Origin of the sequence: Enterococcus sp. 5H (genome assembly GCF_028128615.1) — a bacterium.
Taxonomy (GTDB): Bacteria; Bacillota; Bacilli; order Lactobacillales; family Enterococcaceae; genus Enterococcus_L.
In genome coordinates this window covers 38,711-60,537 of sequence record NZ_AMDP01000034.1, presented here as the reverse complement: position 1 = coordinate 60,537, position 21,827 = coordinate 38,711, and the positions used below count along the sequence as shown (strand labels likewise).

Here is a 21,827-nt window from a genome sequence, read left to right as displayed (position 1 = left end):
TTGAAGGAGAGAAAGACAAATGATGTTAAAGAAAGTGCAAACAAGTATTGTTATACTTTCCCTTGTTTTTATAGGTAGTTTCTTCACTATAAAACCAGTATTGACTCATGGAGCAGAAGCTGCTGTTCAGACGAATGGAGAGATTGTCTTTTCTGATGAAAGTACAGTTCAAAGTTCTGGAACAAGTAGTTCGTCATCAAATGACGAAGAAATCAAAAATGCTGGGGGTAAATTTCCATCTACAGGGGAATTAGTTCTCAAAAGTTTATCAATTAGCGGATTAGCTGTGATTGTTTTAGCAGTATGTTTCTATCTGTTTAAGCGCAAACAAAAAGATGAAGGAAAGGATGGACAAAATCAATGAAAAGAACAATGTTAATTATTACAGCTTTTCTTGGTACTGTTCTCTTTTTTTCTGTACAAATGGAACAAGTGTATGCAGAAACGTCTCGTAAATCTGGAGCTGAGATAGATTTGCAACGGTTCAAAGAAGACGTTTCAATCATTCGTGATCCAGAAAATCCTGTTAATGAAGTCGATCCGGGAGAAACGCCTCAAACAGATGGAGATTTACGAATCGATTTTGTTCCAAAACTAAATTTCAGCACAGTGAAAATAACTGAAGAAGCTGCTGTATACCCAATTAACGCACAATTATTTCATGATGAAACAAGTCCAAGAGGTAATTTTATCCAAGTTTCAGATTATAGAGATAATTCTTCTGGATGGACGTTACAAGTTAGACAAGAAGAACAATTTAAACATGTGACAAAAATCGGTGCTGAATTAAAAGGAGCTGTTATTTCTTTCGATCAAGCTTGGACAAATTCAACAAAAGATACTTCTTTATCTCCAACTGTTTCTAAAGAGATTATTCATATGAGTAACATTGGAGACACCTATAACTTGGCACAATCCCAAGATGAAAAAGGCTCTGGGACTTGGAGTATCATATTTGGTGCATCAAAAGATAATAAAAATAATCGACCAAATTCATTGGAACTAAGAAAGGATTCTTCTGGTAAAACAATTGAAGATCCGATCTTTAAGAAACCTGTCTATAGTAATCAAGCGATTACCTTAACTGTTCCTAAAGAGACAGAAAAAGTAGCAGGTGCTTATTCAACGGTGTTAACTTGGATATTAGCCGAGTTGCCATAAATACACACATAAATTAGGAGGAAATACAAATGAAATTGACACACAAATTAGCTGGTACAGCTTTACTAGCAGCCTTGGCAGTAGCAGCAACTGGACCAGCAACAAAAGCAGCAGATCCAAATAAACCAGGGGTTGGAGAAGGTGAGATTGAATTCACAAGTAAAACGTATGAAACATATGATACGTCAGGTGTTGTACCGCCTAACACAGATAGCCAATCAACAAGAGATACTGATAGCACAGCATTGTTAGATGGAGAATTTTTAGTACAGGGTATGTCTAAACTAGTATTTAATTCACAAGCAGCAACTACTGGTTCAGTGGCTTCATGGGCAAAACCAACTACTGCTAACCCAACAACAGCAGCTGACCACGTACCATCACGTGCAAACTGGGTTCAATTTAAAGATGATCGTCAAACAGATGACCATACGTATGAACTAACAGCTAAAATCACTAAAAATTTCCAATTTAATGATACAGCAAAAGGTAAAGTGAGAAATATTACTGGTGCTGAAATTACTTATGGTAACCCGATCTTGGTTGCTGATAAAGAAAATGAATCATTAAAACCAGGTTCTACAGGAATTAAGACAGCTGTAGTAAATGAATCAACACCAGCAGCTGTATTTACAAATACAGACGGTAAAGAAGCGCAAGGATCTAAAGGTCGTGGACGTTACGCTGTTTACTTTGGTGACATTGATGATCCAGCTAAAAAAGCCGAAGAATCGGTTAAATTAGATATTCCTTCAAACCAAGCGCAAGAAATTATGAACGGTAAATACGTAGCTGAAATCACTTGGACGCTTGCGGAAACACCATTACCATAATCCGGCTCAGTCGGTAAGTATTAGGATAGTTCAGGCGGGAAAAGAAGTATTTTACTCAAAGAAGTAATACCTATGTTTTCATATCTTAAAGTTGCGAAAAGTATAGGAGTTTTACGGGAGCAGTTTCTGCTCCCGCCATTTATTTAAAGGAATACAATAGCTTAGTAAATTTCGATAAACTTTACGAATTCAATGCTAAATTATTAAACATTTATAACTAATTTTGACTATAGAAGTTGAGTAATTTTAGCCTCGGCTTATTGTAGTGGTAGGACGAGAAAGGACAATTAAATAAGATGAAAAAAAGAATCTGTTTATACCTGCTAATAGGTTTATACATAATATCGCTATTTGGCTTTGCACAACCTGTACATGCAGAAAAGCAATTTGCCTATGAATCAATTTTTCCAGAAAATCAACAGGGAGATGTACAATATTTTAATCTGAGGATGAATTCAGGACAAAAACAAACGGTGCAGATCATGCTCACAAATCGTGCAGATGAAGAACAAACAATTACAATCGGATTAAATGGGGCGAAAACAAATTCAAATGGTGTTTTAGAATATGGACCATCTTCAATAAAAAATGATGCTTCCTTGAAATACGATTTTAAGGATATTGTAAAAGGACCGACAGAAGTGACTCTGAAACCAAAAGAGACAGCACCATTGAACTTAGACATAACAATGCCTGAAACAGCATATGACGGAAAGCTTGTTGGCGGAATTTACATGAAATCAAAACCAACTCAAAAAGAAGAAGAAGAAAAGAAAAAAGCAACAGGCGTGATTAATGAATATGCCTTTGTTGTAGGCATGGTGCTACAAGAAACTGATGCAGTTGTTTTACCAGAACTAAAGTTAAATAGCGTTTATGCAGGATTATCAAATTACCGAAATAGTATTTTTGCAAATTTTTCTAACACATCTGCTGAATTTGTGAGTGGAATGACAGTTGAAATGGAAGTGACTAAAAAAGGATCAGAAGCTGTTTTGTATGATACTAAGCGCGCAGATATGCGAATGGCTCCCAACTCATTAATTGATTTTCCTTTGGAGATGAACGGCGACCAGATGGAGCCAGGAGATTACAAAGCTCATATTTTAGTAACAAGTGGAGAACAGAAGTGGGCCTGGGATGAAGAGTTCAAAATCACGAAAGAAGATGCAGATAAATACAATGCTCAAGATGTGACATTAATTCAAGAAAGAGGGATTGACTGGAAACTGATTGCAATGATTGCAGGTGGCGTATTTGTTGTCTTTTTAGCCATTTTCTTTGTCGTTCGAGCGATGAATAATAAGAAGAAATCAAAGAAAAAAAACAGTAACAATAAGCCAAAAAATAGAAGAAAGAAAAGCAGCTAAAGAAGAAAGGGGATCAGTAACATGGTTCTATTAGATTGGTTTTTTATAGGGTTACTTTCTTTAGCTATGCTTTGTTTTTTGTTTGTATTATTTTGCTTATTCTATTTTTTTTCTATTAAAATGGAGCTAAAAAAAAGTCAGCAGAAACGACCAAAGAGTAAGATCAAGCGGAAAAAATGGGTGCGTAAGAGACAATTGCTAGTTAGTCGGCAAAAACGTTACTTAAAAAATGCATTGATCTTTATAGTTATACTGTTTTTCTCGGTGGGTTCAGCTGTATATGCGCGATATTATCAATTGACAAATTTGACATCTGAAGATGCGAAAGTAGTTGTTCAAGGATATTTGCTGACAGAAGATTTAGAACAGAAGCTTGGAACGATTAAAGAAGGCGGCAGCATTGAAAAAGTTTATCCTCAATTTCAAGAAGTGAGTTCATTATTGGTTACATATGGAAATAGACCGGTATCAGCTGGATTATCAAAAGAAGGTGCTAAACGATTGACTCGCTATTATGTATCGATGAAATATGTTGGAATGAACTTATCCACTTTAACACAAGAACAACTTGGAAACGAAGAAACAATGGAGAGTTATTTGAAAGATTTAAGTAAAATCAAAGAACGTCAAAAAGAAGTATTCACTTATTTTAAAGTCAATGAGTCAGCACTAAAACAGAAAAATTAGGAGACTCAAGATGAAACAAAAAGGTAGAGTAATAGATCAGAAAAAGCGGGAGCAAATAAAAAAAACAAATAAAAAAAGTGGTAGAGCACAAAATCAGAAGTCTAAAAACGATTTTACACTTAAAGCTACAAAAACACACCCTATCTTTAAAAAAGGGAACAGGGAAAAAATCCAAAGAAAAAGAATGAGTCAGAAAAGAAAAAGAAGTGAGCGTAGGCGTCAATTTTACAAAGAAATTGGGATCAGCTTTTTTCTGATGATGAGTCTTTTTTTTCTCCTCCAATGGATTTTCTTTAGCTTTCCAACTGTGAATGGATACGGCATGACACCTACACTAAATGACGGAGATCGTCTGTTTGTAAGTAAGCGAGCAAAAATCAAACGCTTTGATCTGATCTATTTCAAGAATCCAGTGACGAGTCAGTTAATGATTCGACGAGTGATTGCTTTACCGGGAGAAGAAATTTCGTATGAAGAGGATCAATTGATGATCGACCAAAAATTAGTCGTAGAACGATTTTTATCCAATGAACTGAGCGAAGCAAAAACGGAAGACCGTTTACTTACTGAAAATTTTTCTTTAGGTTCCTTGACAGATTCTAGGGCCTTACCAGAAAGTACTTATTTTGTTTTGGGGGATAATCGTCATTATGCAGCAGATAGTCGCCAGTTTGGGTGGGTTGATGAAGAAAATATTTTAGGTGTTGTGAAAGCGAGAATTTTTCCGCTACATAACATGACTCAATTTTAACTAAGGTAAAGTATCACATGGGAGGAACATTTGTGACAATCAAAAAAAGGCGAACGCAGATGTCTAGCAAAGGGCAGTCTTCAGTAAAAAAAAGACAGAATTTTTCAAAAGAGAAAAAGTCCCGACAAAAATTAGTACAGACGGTACAAACCCAAAAAAAGATGAGTGTTCGTGAAGGCGTGCTGCTTCTTTTTATAGGAGTATGCATTGTTGGTTTGTTGCAAATTCAATCGCATCGTGTGGATGGTCAATCCATGTTACCTACCCTTAAAAATAATGATCGAATCATCGTGAGAAAAAATCAGTCGCCAAACCGATATGACATGGTTACTTTTGATCCGGAAATTCAGGGAGAGTCTAGTTATGTTAAACGTATTATCGGTATGCCTGGAGATCAACTTTGGACAGATCAAACAGGTGTATATTTGCGCACAAAACAGGCTGATGCTTGGAATCAAGAAAATAATCAGAAACTATCTAGTATTCAGCTGCCGGATAGTACATTGAAAGTGACAGTGAGTGAGGAAGTGGCTCGGAATTTACGTGATACTCAGATAATCCCACAAGGAAGTTACTTTGTTTTAGGTGACAATCGAGCTGCCTCAAAAGATAGTCGTTATTTTGGGCTTATCAAATCTGATCAAATTGAAGGTGTAGTAATTTATCGAATTTATCCATTTAATCGAATGGGACGCATAAATTAAAAATGGTTCTAGGAGGAAAAATGAAATGAAATACAAAGAATGGATCAAAGACAAAGGCTGGGCGTTTTTATTGAGCATTCTTTTACCAATCGGCATCATGGGGTTTGTCTATTTTCTTTTAGGGATTTACCCGGGGAGTGAAAAAACTATTTTAGCTAGTGATGCTTTATCTCAAACCTCGAATTTTTTTGCTAGTTTTAATAATGCACTACATGGGAAACAAAGTTTTTTTTATACTTGGTACGGTTCTTTGGGACTAAATTACTGGTCGTTTATGGCTTATTATATCAATGGAATTTTTAGTCCGTTGGTTTATTTCTTTGATAATAGCCAAATACCTGATGCGCTTTACCTGATTCTTTTGCTGAAGTTTGGGGCAATCGGCGGATCGTTTTGGATAATGAGTGACAGAATTTTCAAAATACCTCAATGGAGCAAATTGATATTGAGTGTGAGTTTTGCCTTAAGTGGATTCTGCATTGCTTATTCTCCACAGCAAATGTGGCTGGATGGTTTAATCTATCTGCCATTAGTTATTCTAGGTATTCATCGTTTGATGGATCAAATGAAACCAGTGTTGCTATTTATCAGTTATCTATTGTTATTTTTGTCTAATTTTTATATGGCATTTATGATTGGTGTTTTTTCTTTTTTGTATGTTTTTTGTCGATTCATTTTAGCACCTAAAAGGTATAAAAAAACGTTAATTCCATATCTAGTCACTTCACTTTTAGCTGGTGGGGCATCGATGGTGACTATTTTACCGACGTTATTGGATTTGAAAAACAATGGGGAAAGTTTAACCGAACTGAATCATTTTTTTACACGAGATACTGGTATTTGGGATATTCCAGTCAAAACAATGGTGGGTGTTTATGATACGAGTAAATACGGTAGTGCACCGTTTCTTTATTTTGGTCTGTTGGGAACGGTTTTTTGTCTTTTCTATTTTGTAAGTCCTAAAATACAGCTAAAAAATAAACTGGTTTTTGGGAGCTTGTTTTTGCTTTTGATTGCGAGTTTTTATATTGAGCCAATGAATTTATTTTGGCACGGTTTTCATGCACCGAATATGTTTTTATTCCGATTTAGCTTCTTATTCTCTTTTCTAGGTTTGCTTTTAGCAGGATTTGGATTGGAGAAAGTCACGAAAGAGGATAGTAACCGCATACTCAATGTTGTTATCGGGATGATTGCCATATATTTACTGATGGTTTTTTTAGCGAATCGTAGACGTTATGACTTTTTGGACAAAACTTCTGTTATGGCGAGTGTCGTTTTATTGATCCTTTATTTAGCCATTTTATTGTTAAAAGATCGCTGGCAAGGAAAACAAAATTTTGTGCTGATTCTTTTATTTGTAGTTTTTATTGGGGAAATGACTTTAAATGCACAAAGATTAGTTGGAGGAATTGCTACTGAGTGGCGTTATCCTGAACGAATTGCTTTTGATCAAAATTATGAAGATGTAAATCAGTTAGTTGAATGGACTAAAGAGGAAAATGATACATTATACCGACTAGCAAATCTGGATAGTAGTTCAAGAAATGAAAGTTTTATTCATGGGTATAGCGGTGTTTCAATGTTTTCATCGATTAGAAACCGTCATTCTTCGATGTATATGAATGAATTAGGCTTTCGTTCAACAGGAACCAACTTAACGATTCAGTATATTAATAATACTTTGGTGATGGATGCATTATTAGGGATTAAATATAATTTAGCTCAAAATGATCCCAATAAATTTGGTTTTACTTTAAAGAAAACAACTGGTAAATATGGAGTTTATGAGAATGAGTTCGCGTTACCGTTAGGGATAGTAACAGATCAAGGGATTTATAAAAAAGATGTTGTAAAAAATCAAACAGAATTACTGCAATACTTATCTGGTAAAAAAGATTCCTTTTTCTATTTTTCGGAAATTGAAACGATTAAAGAAGAAAATGTTCAGGTTGAAGATCATGACTCTGTTTTATTTTACTCGAAAACTGTACCAAATAAATTGAGAAAAATAACTTATTCTGTCGAAGTACCCGCTCGATCACAAGCCTATTTAAGTTTATATGGACAAGGTGCAGAGGTTGACGTGAAGACTAACGTTAATGGCGTTGAAAGTTGGGCAGGGCTAGAAGGAACTGGGCAATACTATAATTTAGGCTACTATGACGAAGCTAAGACTGTAAAGGTAGAAGTAAGTTTTACGGGAGATCGAGTCGTTCATTTGGTAAAACCGAATGCAATGTTCATCAATGTCGATACCTTTAAAGAAGCCATTGAAAAAGTGAATGAAAAAAGTGTAGCTTTTAAGACTGAAGGACGTACTGCAGAAGCAAGTGTGAATTTGGTAAAAGATCAGGTTATCTTGACGACGATTCCTTACGATAAAGGCTGGCAGGCATATGTTGATGGTAAAAAGGTGGCTATTCCGACCTTTAAAGATGCTTTTCTTGCATTACCGGTACCAAAAGGTAGTCATACAATCAAATTTGTTTTTATTCCTCAAGGACTTAAAATCGGAGCTACTCTTTTGCTAGTTTGTATCTTACTTTTTATTGTCTATAACTGGTATATAACAAAAAAATCTAAAGAATGACCATAAAACTAATTGTAGACGGAGGTTATTATGGATAAAAAAATTATGAAAAGCCTATTATTAGTGCTCATACTGGTTTTTAGCGGTTGTTCTGCTAAACTATCAGACAAAAAAGAATCTTTTGAAGTGAAAGGGATTAATTATACGATTCAGCTGCCAAGTACGTGGGAACCAACAACAGATTTTAAAGTAAAGTATAGTAATGAAGCTGTTTTCGGTGCACAGGATAAGAAAAGCAATTCTATTTTGGTTGTGATGGGAGAAAGAAAAGAGTTAGAAACTATTAATGAGGACTTTGTTAAACGAATGCGTACAGAGCTCAAAAACCAATATAATTACGAAAAAGAATCTGAAATTTATATGAAAGAATTTGAAATAGGCAAGTATAAAGGAGTGAAGTATACATTAGATACTATGTTTGAAAAGCGTGCTACTTGGCTGCATCTTTATTATATTGAAACAGAACATGGACTACTCCAGTTGAACTATTATTCAGCAAATGATGGGAACCATAAAAAAAGAGCAGAGATCATTGATGAATCAGCTCTCTCAGTCAAAGAAGTCAATGATACTGGAGATAAAGCATCAACAGATACAGACGAAATAGTCTTTAAAAATGAGAACGTATCAATTGAGTTGGTAGGTGTTATGACGTTAGAAGGTGATGATGGACAAAAACTGCTTGCATTGAGGTATACGGTCACAAATAGTGGAGAGAAAAGCGCCATTACAGCAAAAGTTTGGGATGAAGCAGTACAAGTAACCCAGCACGATACAGCTTTAACAGAAGGGAAATTACCAAAAGAAAATACGATATTAGATATACCCAAGTTGACTGAACAAAAGCAAGAAGCGATTCCAATCGGAAAAAGTAACGAGAGTGTTTCTTTATATGAGTTAAGTGATACAAGTGAAGTGACCTTAATTCCTTCAAAAGAACGCTTCCCTGATGCATCTGATGTTCCACTAACTGTCGTGAACGAGGAAGGGGATAAATGATGAGAAAAAATTTTTATTTAATTTTGTTAGCGTTATTTATCGGCGTGCTGCTAGTGGCATCATGTTCTAGCGAAAATCAAACTACGGAGATAGCCCATCAACAACTTAGTTGGCATAAGCAGCGTGAAAAACCTTTTGGCACATTTGACTATCCTGAAATTTCGGAAGATGAAGCACTGGATCTACTACAAAATAAATTTTCTGTAAAAGTCCCTCAAATTATTCAACAAACAAAGCATTTATTTGATGAAAAAATTACTACTAAGGAACTTGAAGAAAAAAAGGCAGAGTATACCCTCTATGCCTCTGGAAATGAACTATTAGTTCGTGGCTATTATCCGATTTACAAGGGTGAGGAGCTAGTGGTTTTTGCGCTAATTGATCTGAAATATTCTTTTGATCCAGAGAAAAAAGAAGCCCGTTTGGCTTCTCAAAGTTTAGCTCTGTCAAATTATAGTCAAGAAGAAGCATATCCTAAAAATAATTTTGATGAATTATTACTAGCAGTAGCTCAAATCATTGATATTCCCAAAGGAAAAGCTGATGTAGCAATTAAAAATTTCAATGAAGACTACAAAGAAGTTGATAAACGGCCTGCATCAAAAACAGCAGTCGTCTATGGTAATGATAATGAAGCTGAAGCAAAAACGTTAATTTCTCAAACCTTACGTGTAGGTTTTAATGATAAACGAGAATTTAGAGAAATTCATGCTGCGATTATCGATTATACAGAATGACTATTCCAGAATATTTAGGAGAATTTGGAATAAAGCTAGCTAGGTTGTCAGACAAAGTTAAATTAAAGTAACCAATTATTTTTCTAAATCTAATAAGTTTCATTTATAAAATTGTCATGTTTATGAGTGAGACTCACGTTGATTACAATTTGTAAGATTAGAAATAATAGGAAAAAGACGAGTGAAAATGAGATGATAAAAAGCCATGTTAAAAGCTGAAAAAGCATTTAGCATGGTTTTTTTGAAGAAAATAAAACCATAAAATTGAAATTATCAAAAATGAAAAAATCGAACTCTCTTTATGCTATAATTTATGGTAGAGTAAAAAATTTGGCTTGATTTACCAAAAAAAGATAGCTAGTTAGGGAGTAGGGAAATCAATGAATGTTATTTTTTGTGACATAGATGGAACTTTTCAAGATTTGGGTGTAGAAGTACCACAGATTAATTACGATGCAATTTATGCATTGCAAAAGCAAGGAGATCATTTTGTTTTTATTACTGGAAGAGGGTATGCACAGCTGGCTGATTTAATGGCAGAACTTGAGAGTGAATGCGATGTTATCTTTAGCAATGGCGGCGGCTATAAATTAGTTGGGGAGCGGATTCAGTATAATCACTGTTTGTCTTTAGAAGAGTGTACAAAAGCTATTACTGTGTTAGAAGAACGGAATATTTTTTATCATATACATACAAATGAAGGTATCATTTTACGACCTGTTGAAAATTATGAGATGAATATTTTAGCATTAAGAGAAAAATTAGCACCGTTGGGGGAAACTGGGAAACAAATTATGGACTTTAAAGAATCATTCTTTGAAGAGCAGTGTCAGCATGTAGACAATCCATTGCGTTATCTGGCTGAACATCCTGAATTAAAAGTAATGAAGATTGAATTAATGGAAGCCAGTGATGAAGAACATCAGATTTTACGATCATTGTTGGGAAGTGATTCGGCCTATGTTTTTTCTTCATTTATCCAGTGCTTAGAAGTTGTTAATCCAAAAAGTAGTAAAGGTTATGCAATTAAAGAGTTTATGAATAAATTTCCTGATGCGGTCAGTTATGGAATTGGTGACGGTGAAAATGATCTAGCAATGCTGGAAGTTGTTGATATTCCAGTTGCAGTTGGAAATGCTAAAGAAGTTGTGAAAGAACAATGTCGTCATATTGTTGGTAATAGTGTGGACGGCGGCGTTGGTAAATTTATATTTGATACAATTATTCGTTAAATAAAGGAAAATTATTAGAATAAAAGGTTAGGTGGAGAGAATGGAAGAAATAAAAGAGAATATTGAACATGATTTAGAATATTATCAATCAGGAATTAGACAACTGTACATGAGGAGTTATCAAATGTACTTGTTTTCGTTGCTAGCTATTATGATGGTTACAATTGTTGGAATTGGTCTAGCAGATATGATTATTAAAGTATTGTTGGTTATTGTATTTTTATTTGAGCTTGCAGGTGTGTTTTACATTCTAAAATACATACGTGGTGAGGCTTTTGATAGTTATTTTCAAAAGATCAAAACTCAATTACCAGAAGGATTTCAGAAAATGCAGGTAATTGAAACACAAGAAGATGATAAAGCCTACTACTTTTTAGACGATCAAGAATTATTTGTAAAACTAAATAAAAAGAATACCAGAAATTTCCCATCAAAAATTAGACAATATACTTTATTAGTTGGTTTTGCGCCTGAACTTAGTAAGGATATGCTGGAGCAGCCTTTAGAATTTTTCTACTATGATATTACTCAGATTAAGCACTCAGAAAATTACAAAAAAGAAATCTTGAAGAATACAAATTTTCTAGCTAAACGCAGAAAAAGAAGAGTTCAATCAGCAATTTTGACTGCAATTTTTCTACTGCTATTGGGGGTAGTTCTCTTTTCTGGTGTGAAAGCTTTCTTTAAGGAAAATAATAGCGAATCGAATCACTACCAAGTTGAATATGATTATTGGGATGATTAATTTATCAAAACTTGAAAGATAGAACAAAAAAGAAGCGGCACTTCGTAAGGTTATCATAACCTCTACGAAGTGCCGTTTCTTTTTTATAGGATTAGCATCTAATAACTGAACAGCCATTAAAGTCCGAGATAAAAGCGTTTATTCGGATTTGAGGTGTGGAGAAAAACTGCCGTTTACTTTTGTCTCACATTCAATCTTAGTAGCTAGTCCTCTTTTTTATCTTCCTCTTCTTTTTTCTCGGAAGAAGAAGGCGTTGTTGCGTTTGAATCAGAACTTGAACTTGAGCTGGAACTTGAACTTGAAGAAGGTGTTGAGTTTCCAGTTGTATTATTATTTGTTGGTCCATAACGGCTCCAATAAGCATTATAATTAGCATCTGTACCGCCATAACCAAATTTGTATTGGCTCTTAGGGGCACCGTCTTTAGCGTAAAGCGAAACGGTATTTGGACCTGGCGCAGTGTAAGTGGCACCATTATAAGTGAATGTTCCTGGTTTTTCACCTGTAAAATCTGAAACAGTCGATTTTATAACATCATCTGTCAAGGTGAATTTCTCACCGACTCCGAATAAATCAGGTCTAACTGCATAAACAGCATTAATTAGGTTTGCCAGATAGGTACTGTTTTGATCACCGCTGTTAGGACTCATTGCCGTGGGTATATCATAACCTGACCATGAACCTAAGGTAATTGTTGGAGTAGAAACAACTAACCAAGAGTCTACGTATAAATCAGTCGTTCCAGTTTTACCAATCCAATCAATATTTGCCAACGCAGGATTTAAACTAGCAACCAAGTCCTTAAAAGGTGTAGTAATTTTCGAATCTAAAACGGAGCGCATCATGTCATTCATAATCGACGCTGTTGCTTGTGAATAAACTTGAACAGGAGCCATTTTATGTTCATAAATCACTGTACCATTATTGTCGGTAATCTTATCAATCATATAGCCTTGTTGATACTCGCCCTTGTTGGCTAGAGTCTGGAACCCATTAGTTTGAGTTAAAACAGTTGCCTCGACAGCTCCTAAAGGTGCAGATTGATATGCCCAACCGTCATCAGCCGGGTAATTCATTTTGCTTAAATAATTATTATAAGAAAAATTGTCATCTCCCATTTGTTTTTTCATCGCTTCATTCAGATGGTAGACAGGGATATTATATGACCATTCTAAGGCATGGCGAACTGTATCAAAAGTGTTCGTTCCAGAATTTGTTGCATTTGTTAGCTCACCGCCGCCGACATAAGAAGTTGGATAGTTAGCTAAGCGACTTTCAGAACCAATCATTCCTTGATCAATTGCAGGTCCATAGACAGAAATTGGTTTAATGGTAGAGCCGACTTGACGCACAGTGCTTAGAGCATGGTTACTTTGGCTTACATTGTAATCACGACCGGCAACAAAACCAATAATTCTTCCGGTTTTATTGTCCATCAGCACATTTCCAGTTTCAACTAAACCAGCACCATAGCCATCATCAAGCATATAACCATAGTTTGCTACAGCATTTTGCATGGTGTCATAGACGGTTTGATCTATTGTAGATTGTATGGTGTAACCACGATTTTGGATTTCTCTGCGGGCTTGCTGTTCGTATTGCTCCAAACCAAGTTCATCCAAGCTTTCTTTTTGTACACCCGCTTTTTCAATATTAAGATCCATAATAACTTTAGTAGCTTGATCCAAAACAGCATAGTATAAGAAGTCTTCAGTATTTTGATTGGCCTCTTGTTGAGGTTGGAAATCTTGTTTTAAATCATAGTTTTTGGCTTCTTCATATTCTTCTTTTGTGATGACTTTTTCACGATACATACTGAATAAAACAAAATCTTTCCGCTTCATTCCATAAGAAATATTTTCATCATCTTTTAAAGCTCCTGTGTTTGAATAAGGCGTATAAATAATAGGACTTTGAGGAAGCCCTGCTATAAATGCCGCTTGAGGTAGTGTTAAGTCATTGGCGCTTTTTCCAAACAGTCCTTTGGCAGCTTCTTCGACACCAGCAATATTTTCACCTTTATTATTACGACCAAAGGGGGATACATTTAAATAAGTCGTTACAATTTCATCTTTTGAAAAATATTTTTCGATACGATATGCTAACAAAATTTCGTTCGCTTTTCGCTTAAAGGTAGTTTCATCAGTTAGAATCTGCTGTTTTACTAATTGTTGTGTTAATGTTGATCCACCTGATGATCCACCAATACCAGTAGCATCAGAAATAAGGGCACGAACAACCGCTTTGGGTACGACACCTTTATGCTCTTCAAAATCCTCATCTTCGGTAGCAATGATGGCTTTTTTTAGTAAAGTGGAAATATGTTCACTATCAACCCGAGTTCTAATTAAGTCCGATTTAACTGTAGCAATTGCTGCTCCATCAGCGTAAGTCATTTTGGAAACTTCAGTAATATCACTAATTTCTGTTTGTAGCTCTTCTTTCGTTGGAGGTTGAGTATCTTCGACTAAGTACGCAAAATAACCCATACCAATCCCAAGACCCAAGGAACCGCCTAATATTAGCAAAACGACACCTAAGATAAATATTGATTGTATGACACGAATAACCACATTTGTGATTAAAAAAATCTTTTTCTTTTCTGTTTTTTTATTAGAATGTTGTTCCGTTTGACGGGATTGATTCTGATTGTCCAAAAGCTTCACCTCAATAAAATGATACATTCCGTGATATTATAGCAAAAAAAATGAATAATGAACAGTTGTCTAGCTGTTTCTACTGATTTTATCAAGAAAACTTAATATAACTCGGTGAAAAAAATCATCGTTTTTATAGGAAGTTGTCTGGTAAGAAAAGTCTGAAGCGATTGAGTAGTTAAATGTAACAGAAGATTAAAATAAGAAATGAAAGGCTCTTGTAAAGAATTAGAAGGCATATGAAATAAACAATGAGAAAAGAGCAGCTCCAGTCATTCGATTCGAAGTCAGAATGACTGGAGCTAAACCTTTTTTCCCAGCCTGAATCAAACAACTATTTCATATTTTCTGAAACACGAAAAAGTACAATTTTCTTAATAATTTCTAGTGGCAACTCTTGGTTAAAAGGAAATTGAATCGCGCCTTTACTTGTTTTAAAATCTTTAAGTTCATCTTTGAAGGCTTCAATTCCAGAAGGAGCTGGGTAAAAACCAACATGATGTTTAGCGTTGCCAAAATGAACTAAATTACCATTTAAATAAAAAGTTGGCATGCCATATGAAATTTTTTCGGTAGCTTCTGGAACAAGTTCTTTAATTAATGTGTAAAGCTGAATTAATTTTGTTTGATGATCCTCAGGGCATGTAGCGATGTACTCTTCGATAACAGTCATAGTTTTTCCTCAACTTTCTTTTATTAACTTTAGTATATCATGCCGCAGTAATCTAGACTTATTTAGTGATGTAAAAACAAGAAAAGTGAAACAAGTAATCGTTTTATGGTAGACTATTACTACATTTAATACGAAAAGAAAGGCTGGAAAAATGGAAAAAACAATTGTAGAAAAATTGAACTTGCTAAAATATTCTAAAAAAGCAATAATCAATCGACCAAATGAAAGCTATTTATCTGAAATAACGGATGCTCAAACAGAATTTCCTAAAGAAGCAGTCGATTTATTGTTTGTTTTTGTTAAAGATATGACTGAATTTAAACAGCTTGTTGATAAAGTCATCGAAAATCAAGTGCTGAATAAAGAGGGTGTTCTTTTTGTTGCTTATCCTAAAAAGGGGAATAAGACCTATTCGACTTATGTTCACCGAGATGAAATTTTTCCAGCTTTGCAAGTCAATGAACAAGATGGTTATGTAGGGAAAAGTAGCCTGAAATTCAATCGTATGGTGAAACTAGATGATACCTTTACAGTGACAGGTATCAAAAATGTTGAGCGCAGTGAAAAAACAAAAACTAAACAGAGTGACAAAGCTGAGGATTATGTTCAATTCATTCCTGATGTTGAAGCTTTCCTTGAAGCACACGAACAAGCGAGAAATCTTTATAATCAGTTAACACTAGGATATAAAAAAGATTGGGCGAGATATATCTTCAGCGCAAAACAAGTAGCGACTCAAGAAAAAAGGAAAGTAGAAATGATCGGGATTTTGGAAATGGGTTATAAATCAAAAGAGTTGTACCGACAATCATTAAGAAAATAAAGGAGTTTTGTATGGAAACGATAAATGAATATATTGAGAATATTGATGAAAAATGGCAGCCAGCTTATCGTAAACTAGCTGAGGTTGTGGCACAAAATATCCCAGAAGGTTTTGTATTGCAAATGCAATATGGAATGCCCACTTATGTTGTACCGTTAGAAGTTTATTCAGCAGGGTACTTAGATCGAAAAGATGAACCATTACCGTTTATTAGTTTAGCAGCACAAAAAAAACATCTGTCATTGTACCATATGGGAATTATGGGGGATAAAGAATTATTAAGTTGGTTCCAAAAAGAGTATGAAAAATCAGTTCCAACGAAATTAAACATGGGAAAAAGTTGTATTCGGTTTAGTAATCCGAAAAATATACCGTATGATTTAATTGGTGAGTTGGTTAGCAAAATTTCTATGGATGAATGGGTCGCTAGCTATGTTCTACATACAGAGCGAGATAAGAAATAATTAGTTACTTGTTAAAAAGCAAAAATATTGTTTTTTAAGACGCAATCACGTACTCTTTTAAAGGATGAAAATTATTCAAATAGTTTATAATGTAGTGAACGATTATGTTCAATTAAAGTTAAATGAGTACATTCAGTTTTCAAGTGTCTAGCTTTACGAGCTATCATCTCGGAAAAAAGATAAAACGTGAGTATGGCAAAAAGCGCCATCCACAAGTTTTCCTATTTTTCATTCGATGCTAAACGAGCTCGTTCAGCTTTTATAATTAAGGAGGATTTTTATGTTATTAGGCTCACATGTTAGTATGAGTGGTAAAAAAATGTTATTAGGTTCAGCAGAAGAAGCAGCGAGTTATGGTTCAAGTACATTTATGATCTATACAGGTGCTCCTCAAAATACACGTCGTAAACCAATTGAAGAAATGAATATTGAAGCCGGTCAGGCGTATATGAAAGAACATGGTTTAAGTAATATCGTTGTTCATGCACCGTATATTATAAATTTAGGTAATACGATCAAATTAGAGAATTTTGGTTTTGCGACGGCTTTTTTACGTCAAGAAATTGAACGTGCTCAAGCATTAGGTGCTACTCAAATTACGTTACATCCAGGAGCACACGTTGGAGCGGGTGTTGATGCTGGTTTGAAGCAAATTATTAAAGGACTTGACGAAGTTTTATGGAAGGAACAAATTCCTCAGATTGCCTTGGAAACGATGGCCGGTAAAGGAACAGAGTTAGGTCGGACTTTTGAAGAGTTAGCTACAATTATTGAAGGTGTTTCTTTAAATGAAAAATTATCAGTTACGATGGATACTTGTCATATCAATGATGCCGGTTATAATGTAAAAGACGATTTTGATGGTGTATTGGAAGAGTTTGATAAAATTATCGGTTTGGATCGCCTAAAAGTTGTCCATGTGAATGATTCAAAAAATCCAATGGGCTCACACAAAGATCGTCATGCGAATATCGGTTTTGGTACGATTGGGTTTGATGCTCTAAATAAAGTCGTTCATCATGAAAAATTAAAAGAATTACCAAAAATTTTGGAAACGCCATATGTTGGTGCCGATAAAAAGACCAGTAAAGCACCTTACGGCTATGAAATTGCGATGTTAAAATCGCAAAAATTTGATCCGGATTTACTCGAAAAAATTGAAGCACAACAATAATAATAAATAAGAAAAAGAGAATTTGTAAATTTCTTGTGAGGAATCTGACAAAAGCTCTTTTCTTTTTAGCTGCTTTCTAGTAAAATGATTTCTTGAGAGCAATTTCTTAAAAATGGGCAGACAAGCCCCACTAAATTTGAAAATGGATAAGCGCAAAGAAGATTATCAGTTGCTTAAAAGATACGCTGATAAATTTTTGTTTCGCTTTTATGTGAAAGGAGAGATTTAAATGTCAACAGGTGTAGTAGTGTTAATCGCAATTATCGCTTTATTAGCAGGTGCAGTAGGTGGATTTTTCCTTGCACGTAAATATATGCAAGACTATTTTAAAAAGAATCCTCCCGTTAATGAGGATATGTTACGAATGATGATGATGTCAATGGGACAAAAACCTTCTGAGAAGAAGATTCGTCAAATGATGCAGCAAATGAAAAACCAAGGTGATAAATAGGTTTTTTAGAGGCTATTCAAAATTCAAACACAAAGCGGGCTGATTTTTAGCTCGTTTTTTTGTATTTATTTACTGAAAGGAGATGGATTAAAGTGGGAAAAACAGTAAGAAATGACGTGAGTGAACAGTAGCAAGAGTAGAAGAGGAGAATGTACATGTCTATATTTAAAAAATTAGGGTGGTTTTTCAAACAAGAGAAGAAAAGCTATGCTATCGGGGTGTTTTCATTGGTGATGGTGGCGTTGGTTCAATTGATTCCACCGCTGGTTATTGGGAAAGTTGTTGATAAAATTGCGGCAAAAGATATAACAGCTAAATCTATTTTATTTTGGATTGGTCTGTTACTTGCGGCGGCGATTGGACAATATGTGTTTCGTTTTATATGGCGGACGCACATTTGGGGAAGTGCGGCTAGGCTGGAAAAAGATTTAAGACGACAATTATTTCATCATTTTACAAAAATGGATAATGTCTTTTATCAAAAGTATCGAACAGGAGATCTGATGGCTCATGCGACCAATGATTTAAATGCGATTCAAAATGTTGCCGGAGCAGGGATTTTGACGTTTGCGGATTCATTGATCACAGGTGGAACAACGATTATTGCAATGATCTTAATTGTAGATTGGCGTTTAACATTGATTGCATTGATACCGTTACCATTATTAGCGGTGACTTCCAGAGTTCTGGGATCAAAATTACATGATGCATTTCGTGATTCACAAGCAGCGTTTTCAACAATTAATGATAAAACCCAAGAAAGTATTACAGGGATGAAGGTTATCAAAACCTTCGGGCAAGAAAAAGAAGATATCCAAGATTTTACTGAAAAAATTGATGATGCAATTGTGAAAAATAAACGAGTGAACTTTTTAGATGCATTATTTGACCCATTTATTACGTTGATTATCGGGATTTCGTATGTGTTGACAATCATCGTAGGTGGGAAATTTATTATGGAAAGCTCAATTTCAATTGGGCAGCTAGTTTCATTTATCAGTTATATTGGGATGTTGGTGTGGCCAATGTTTGCGATTGGTCGTTTGTTTAATGTCTTGGAACGGGGAAATGCCAGCTATGACCGAGTGAATGAGCTGCTTCATGAAAAGACTCATGTGGTAGAACGAAAAGATGCGATCCGAGAACCTGCGAAAGGTAAATTATCAGTGGAAATTGCTGATTTTATTTATCCGAAAGATGAACAAGCCACCGTTGAACAAATCAAATTTGCGATTGATGAAGGTGATACGTTAGGTATTGTTGGAAAAACAGGTTCAGGCAAAACAACAATTTTAAAATTATTATTGCGTGAATATGATAATTATCAAGGACAGATTTCTTTTGGTGGTCACAATATCAAAGACTATTCATTGGATGCTTTAATGAAGTCAATTGGCTATGTGCCCCAAGATCATTTTCTATTTTCAATGACCATTCGGGACAACATTCGTTTTGCTAATCCTGATTTTGCCGATGAAGAAGTAGAGAAAGCCGCTGAAATGGCGTTTATAAATAATGATATCAAAGCTTTTCCAAATGGTTATCAAACGATGGTTGGTGAACGTGGGGTATCATTATCAGGCGGACAAAAGCAACGGATTTCGATTGCTAGAGCGTTAATCGTTAATCCGGAATTATTGATTCTAGATGATGCTCTTTCGGCAGTTGATGCGAAAACAGAAGAAGCGATTTTGTCTAATCTAAAAACAGCAAGAAAAGAAAAAACAACGATTATTTCAGCTCACCGCTTAAGTAGTGTGATGCATGCAAAAGAAATTATTGTCTTAGATGAAGGAAAAATTGTTGAACGGGGAACCCACCAAGAACTATTAAGATTGGCCGGTTGGTATAAACGGATGTGGGATAAACAACAATTAGAAGCTAAAATCGAAGGGAGTGAAGGGTAATGGAAGAAGAATATCAATCTGAATGGACGAAATCAGTACCTTTAAAAGAGCAAGTCAGTATTGTCAGGCAATTGTTTAAATTCGCACGGCCGTTTCGCCGTACGTTTTATTCAGCGATCTTATTTGCACTGGTTTTATCGATTATAAATATTTTGTTGCCGAAAATTATTCAAAATTATATGGATAACTATTTAACACCAAAAACTGCAACAACCCAAGTGATTTTGTTCTTCGCTGGTTTGTATATGTTTGGAGTGATTGTGAAAAGTATTGTTTGGTTTTTCCAGTGGTTTTTGTATTCAACTGCTTCGCTAAAAACATTCCAATATATTCGTGTGAAATTGTTTGAGAAGTTACAAACCTTAGGGATGCGTTATTTTGACCAAACACCAGCAGGTTCAATTGTTTCTCGAGTAACCAATGATACGGAAACATTATTTGAATTCTGGTATGTATTTTTGATGGTATTAACAGGAATTTTTGCGGTGGTTTCATCGTTTATTGCGATGTTTCAGATTAACGTTAAAATTGCGTTGTACAATTTGATTTTTCTACCGATTTTAATGATCGTTATTTGGTACTATCAAAAATTTAGTTCAAGAATCTATCGCAGTATGCGGGAAAAATTAAGTCAATTAAATACGAAACTAAATGAATACATTTCAGGAATGCAGATTATTCAACAATTTAGACAAGAAAGCCGTTTGGAAAAAGAATTTGAAGCGACCAATAATGATTATTTGAAGACACGTTTTTCAATGATTCGCACCAATTCTTTGTTGTTAGGACCAATTATTAATTTACTCTACACATTAGCAATTGCATTATCGTTAACTTTATTTGGTTATGATGCACTACATTCGGCAATTGAAGTTGGGATGATATATGCTTTTGTTACGTATGTACAGGCTTTTTTCAATCCAATGACACAAATGATGGATTTTTTAAGTGTATTTACGGATGGAATGGTAGCAGGTAGCCGAATCTTAAAGATTTTTGAGAATGATGAGTTAACACCTCAGCAAAATCCAGATGCAAATGCAGAAATTGTGGAAGGAAAAATAGAATTTCGCAATGTAAGTTTTTCTTATGATGGTAAAAATAATGTATTAAACAATATTAGCTTTGTTGCTAATCCAGGTGAAACAGTTGCGTTAGTTGGTCATACCGGAAGCGGGAAAAGCTCGATTATTAATATCTTGATGCGGTTTTACGAATTTTATGAAGGTGAAATTTTAATTGATGATCGTGATATTCGGGATTATCCATTACCTGAATTGCGGAAAAAATTAGGGTTGGTTTTACAGGATGCGTTTATGTTTTATGGAGATATTGCGGGAAACATCCGCATGCTAAATCCTGAAATTACAGATGAGCAAATCAAAGAAGCAGCAGAATTTGTTCAAGCGGATAAATTTATTAATACATTACCGAAACAATATCATGCCAGAGTTATTGAACGAGGAGCCAGCTATTCAAGTGGACAGCGGCAATTAATTTCTTTTGCAAGAACGATTGTTACTGATCCGAAAATTCTTGTGCTGGACGAAGCTACAGCAAACATTGATACGGAAACAGAAACCTTGATTCAAGAAGGTTTAGCCAACATGCGCCAAGGTCGGACAACGATTGCGATCGCCCACCGTTTATCAACGATTCGAGATGCGAATTTAATTTTAGTACTAGATAAAGGATCGATTGTAGAACGTGGAAACCATGAACAATTGCTTGGTGAAGAAGGACTTTACGCAGATATGTATCAACTCCAAAGCAGTGAAGGCTAAATGAAATTAAAACAGGACAAAAAAGAGTAGAGACTATTAAAGGTGCTACTCTTTTTTTGTATTATGAACTAACTGTTGATAG

The 21,827-nt window shown here is 34.9% G+C and carries 20 protein-coding genes; 18 read left to right on the top strand and 2 right to left on the bottom strand.

What is annotated here, in order from left to right; all coding sequences use genetic code 11:
• The first annotated feature begins 19 nt into the window (after positions 1-19).
• The 12 genes from C240_RS11820 (at position 20) to C240_RS11765 (ending at position 11,812) form a co-directional block, all read left to right on the top strand.
• A complete protein-coding gene (locus tag C240_RS11820; protein ID WP_271495939.1) occupies positions 20-364 on the top strand; it encodes an LPXTG cell wall anchor domain-containing protein in 345 nt (114 codons plus the stop codon).
• Positions 361-1,161: a WxL domain-containing protein gene (locus C240_RS11815; RefSeq protein WP_271495937.1), complete on the top strand. Its 801-nt coding sequence runs from the start codon at positions 361-363 to the stop codon at positions 1,159-1,161. Before C240_RS11820 ends, C240_RS11815 begins: the two co-directional genes overlap by 4 nt.
• Positions 1,162-1,190: 29 nt before the next feature.
• Entirely contained in the window at positions 1,191-1,994 is an 804-nt protein-coding gene (locus tag C240_RS11810; RefSeq protein ID WP_271495935.1) for a WxL domain-containing protein, read from the top strand.
• A gap of 296 nt (positions 1,995-2,290) precedes the next feature.
• A complete protein-coding gene (locus tag C240_RS11805; RefSeq protein WP_271495934.1) occupies positions 2,291-3,364 on the top strand; it encodes a DUF916 and DUF3324 domain-containing protein in 1,074 nt (357 codons plus the stop codon).
• A gap of 180 nt (positions 3,365-3,544) precedes the next feature.
• Entirely contained in the window at positions 3,545-4,051 is a 507-nt protein-coding gene (locus C240_RS11800) for a hypothetical protein (RefSeq protein ID WP_271495932.1), read from the top strand.
• Positions 4,052-4,061: 10 nt separating this feature from the next.
• On the top strand, positions 4,062-4,802 hold the full coding sequence (gene lepB / locus C240_RS11795; protein ID WP_333908813.1) for a signal peptidase I: 741 nt from the start codon (positions 4,062-4,064) through the stop codon (positions 4,800-4,802).
• Between the two features lie 32 nt (positions 4,803-4,834).
• The gene (lepB, locus tag C240_RS11790; RefSeq protein ID WP_271495928.1) at positions 4,835-5,506 is read left to right on the top strand and encodes a signal peptidase I; all 672 of its coding nucleotides are present in this window, start codon (positions 4,835-4,837) and stop codon (positions 5,504-5,506) included.
• Between the two features lie 25 nt (positions 5,507-5,531).
• The gene (locus C240_RS11785; protein ID WP_271495926.1) at positions 5,532-8,099 is read left to right on the top strand and encodes a YfhO family protein; all 2,568 of its coding nucleotides are present in this window, start codon (positions 5,532-5,534) and stop codon (positions 8,097-8,099) included.
• A 30-nt stretch (positions 8,100-8,129) separates the two neighbouring features.
• Positions 8,130-9,098: a DUF5067 domain-containing protein gene (locus C240_RS11780; protein ID WP_271495924.1), complete on the top strand. Its 969-nt coding sequence runs from the start codon at positions 8,130-8,132 to the stop codon at positions 9,096-9,098.
• On the top strand, positions 9,095-9,835 hold the full coding sequence (locus C240_RS11775) for a hypothetical protein (protein WP_271495921.1): 741 nt from the start codon (positions 9,095-9,097) through the stop codon (positions 9,833-9,835). Before C240_RS11780 ends, C240_RS11775 begins: the two co-directional genes overlap by 4 nt.
• A 380-nt stretch (positions 9,836-10,215) precedes the next feature.
• Positions 10,216-11,067 (top strand): HAD-IIB family hydrolase, encoded by an 852-nt coding sequence (locus C240_RS11770; protein WP_271495919.1) that lies wholly within the window; start codon positions 10,216-10,218, stop codon positions 11,065-11,067.
• Positions 11,068-11,107: 40 nt separating this feature from the next.
• On the top strand, positions 11,108-11,812 hold the full coding sequence (locus C240_RS11765; RefSeq protein WP_271495917.1) for a hypothetical protein: 705 nt from the start codon (positions 11,108-11,110) through the stop codon (positions 11,810-11,812).
• A gap of 203 nt (positions 11,813-12,015) precedes the next feature.
• Here the strand turns inward: C240_RS11765 and C240_RS11760 are convergent, their stop codons facing one another.
• Both C240_RS11760 and C240_RS11755 read right to left on the bottom strand, forming a co-directional pair.
• On the bottom strand, positions 12,016-14,496 hold the full coding sequence (locus tag C240_RS11760; RefSeq protein ID WP_271495915.1) for a transglycosylase domain-containing protein: 2,481 nt from the start codon (positions 14,494-14,496) through the stop codon (positions 12,016-12,018).
• 307 nt (positions 14,497-14,803) lie between these two features.
• Positions 14,804-15,142, bottom strand: a complete 339-nt coding sequence (locus tag C240_RS11755; RefSeq protein WP_271495912.1) for an iron chaperone — start codon at positions 15,140-15,142, stop codon at positions 14,804-14,806.
• 151 nt (positions 15,143-15,293) lie between these two features.
• Here C240_RS11755 and C240_RS11750 point away from each other — a divergent pair, with 151 nt between their 5' ends.
• The 6 genes from C240_RS11750 to C240_RS11725 all read left to right on the top strand — a co-directional run bounded on the left by C240_RS11750 (position 15,294) and on the right by C240_RS11725 (position 21,745).
• Positions 15,294-15,965 (top strand): YdeI/OmpD-associated family protein, encoded by a 672-nt coding sequence (locus C240_RS11750; protein WP_271495910.1) that lies wholly within the window; start codon positions 15,294-15,296, stop codon positions 15,963-15,965.
• 11 nt (positions 15,966-15,976) lie between these two features.
• Complete coding sequence (locus tag C240_RS11745) at positions 15,977-16,429, top strand: DUF1801 domain-containing protein (RefSeq protein ID WP_271495908.1); 453 nt, start codon at positions 15,977-15,979, stop codon at positions 16,427-16,429.
• A gap of 280 nt (positions 16,430-16,709) precedes the next feature.
• On the top strand, positions 16,710-17,603 hold the full coding sequence (locus C240_RS11740; RefSeq protein WP_271495906.1) for a deoxyribonuclease IV: 894 nt from the start codon (positions 16,710-16,712) through the stop codon (positions 17,601-17,603).
• A gap of 229 nt (positions 17,604-17,832) precedes the next feature.
• A complete protein-coding gene (locus C240_RS11735) occupies positions 17,833-18,054 on the top strand; it encodes a YneF family protein (RefSeq protein WP_271495904.1) in 222 nt (73 codons plus the stop codon).
• A gap of 155 nt (positions 18,055-18,209) precedes the next feature.
• Positions 18,210-19,961 (top strand): ABC transporter ATP-binding protein, encoded by a 1,752-nt coding sequence (locus C240_RS11730; protein WP_271495902.1) that lies wholly within the window; start codon positions 18,210-18,212, stop codon positions 19,959-19,961.
• A complete protein-coding gene (locus C240_RS11725; protein WP_271495901.1) occupies positions 19,961-21,745 on the top strand; it encodes an ABC transporter ATP-binding protein in 1,785 nt (594 codons plus the stop codon). Before C240_RS11730 ends, C240_RS11725 begins: the two co-directional genes overlap by 1 nt.
• The last annotated feature ends 82 nt before the right edge of the window (positions 21,746-21,827 follow it).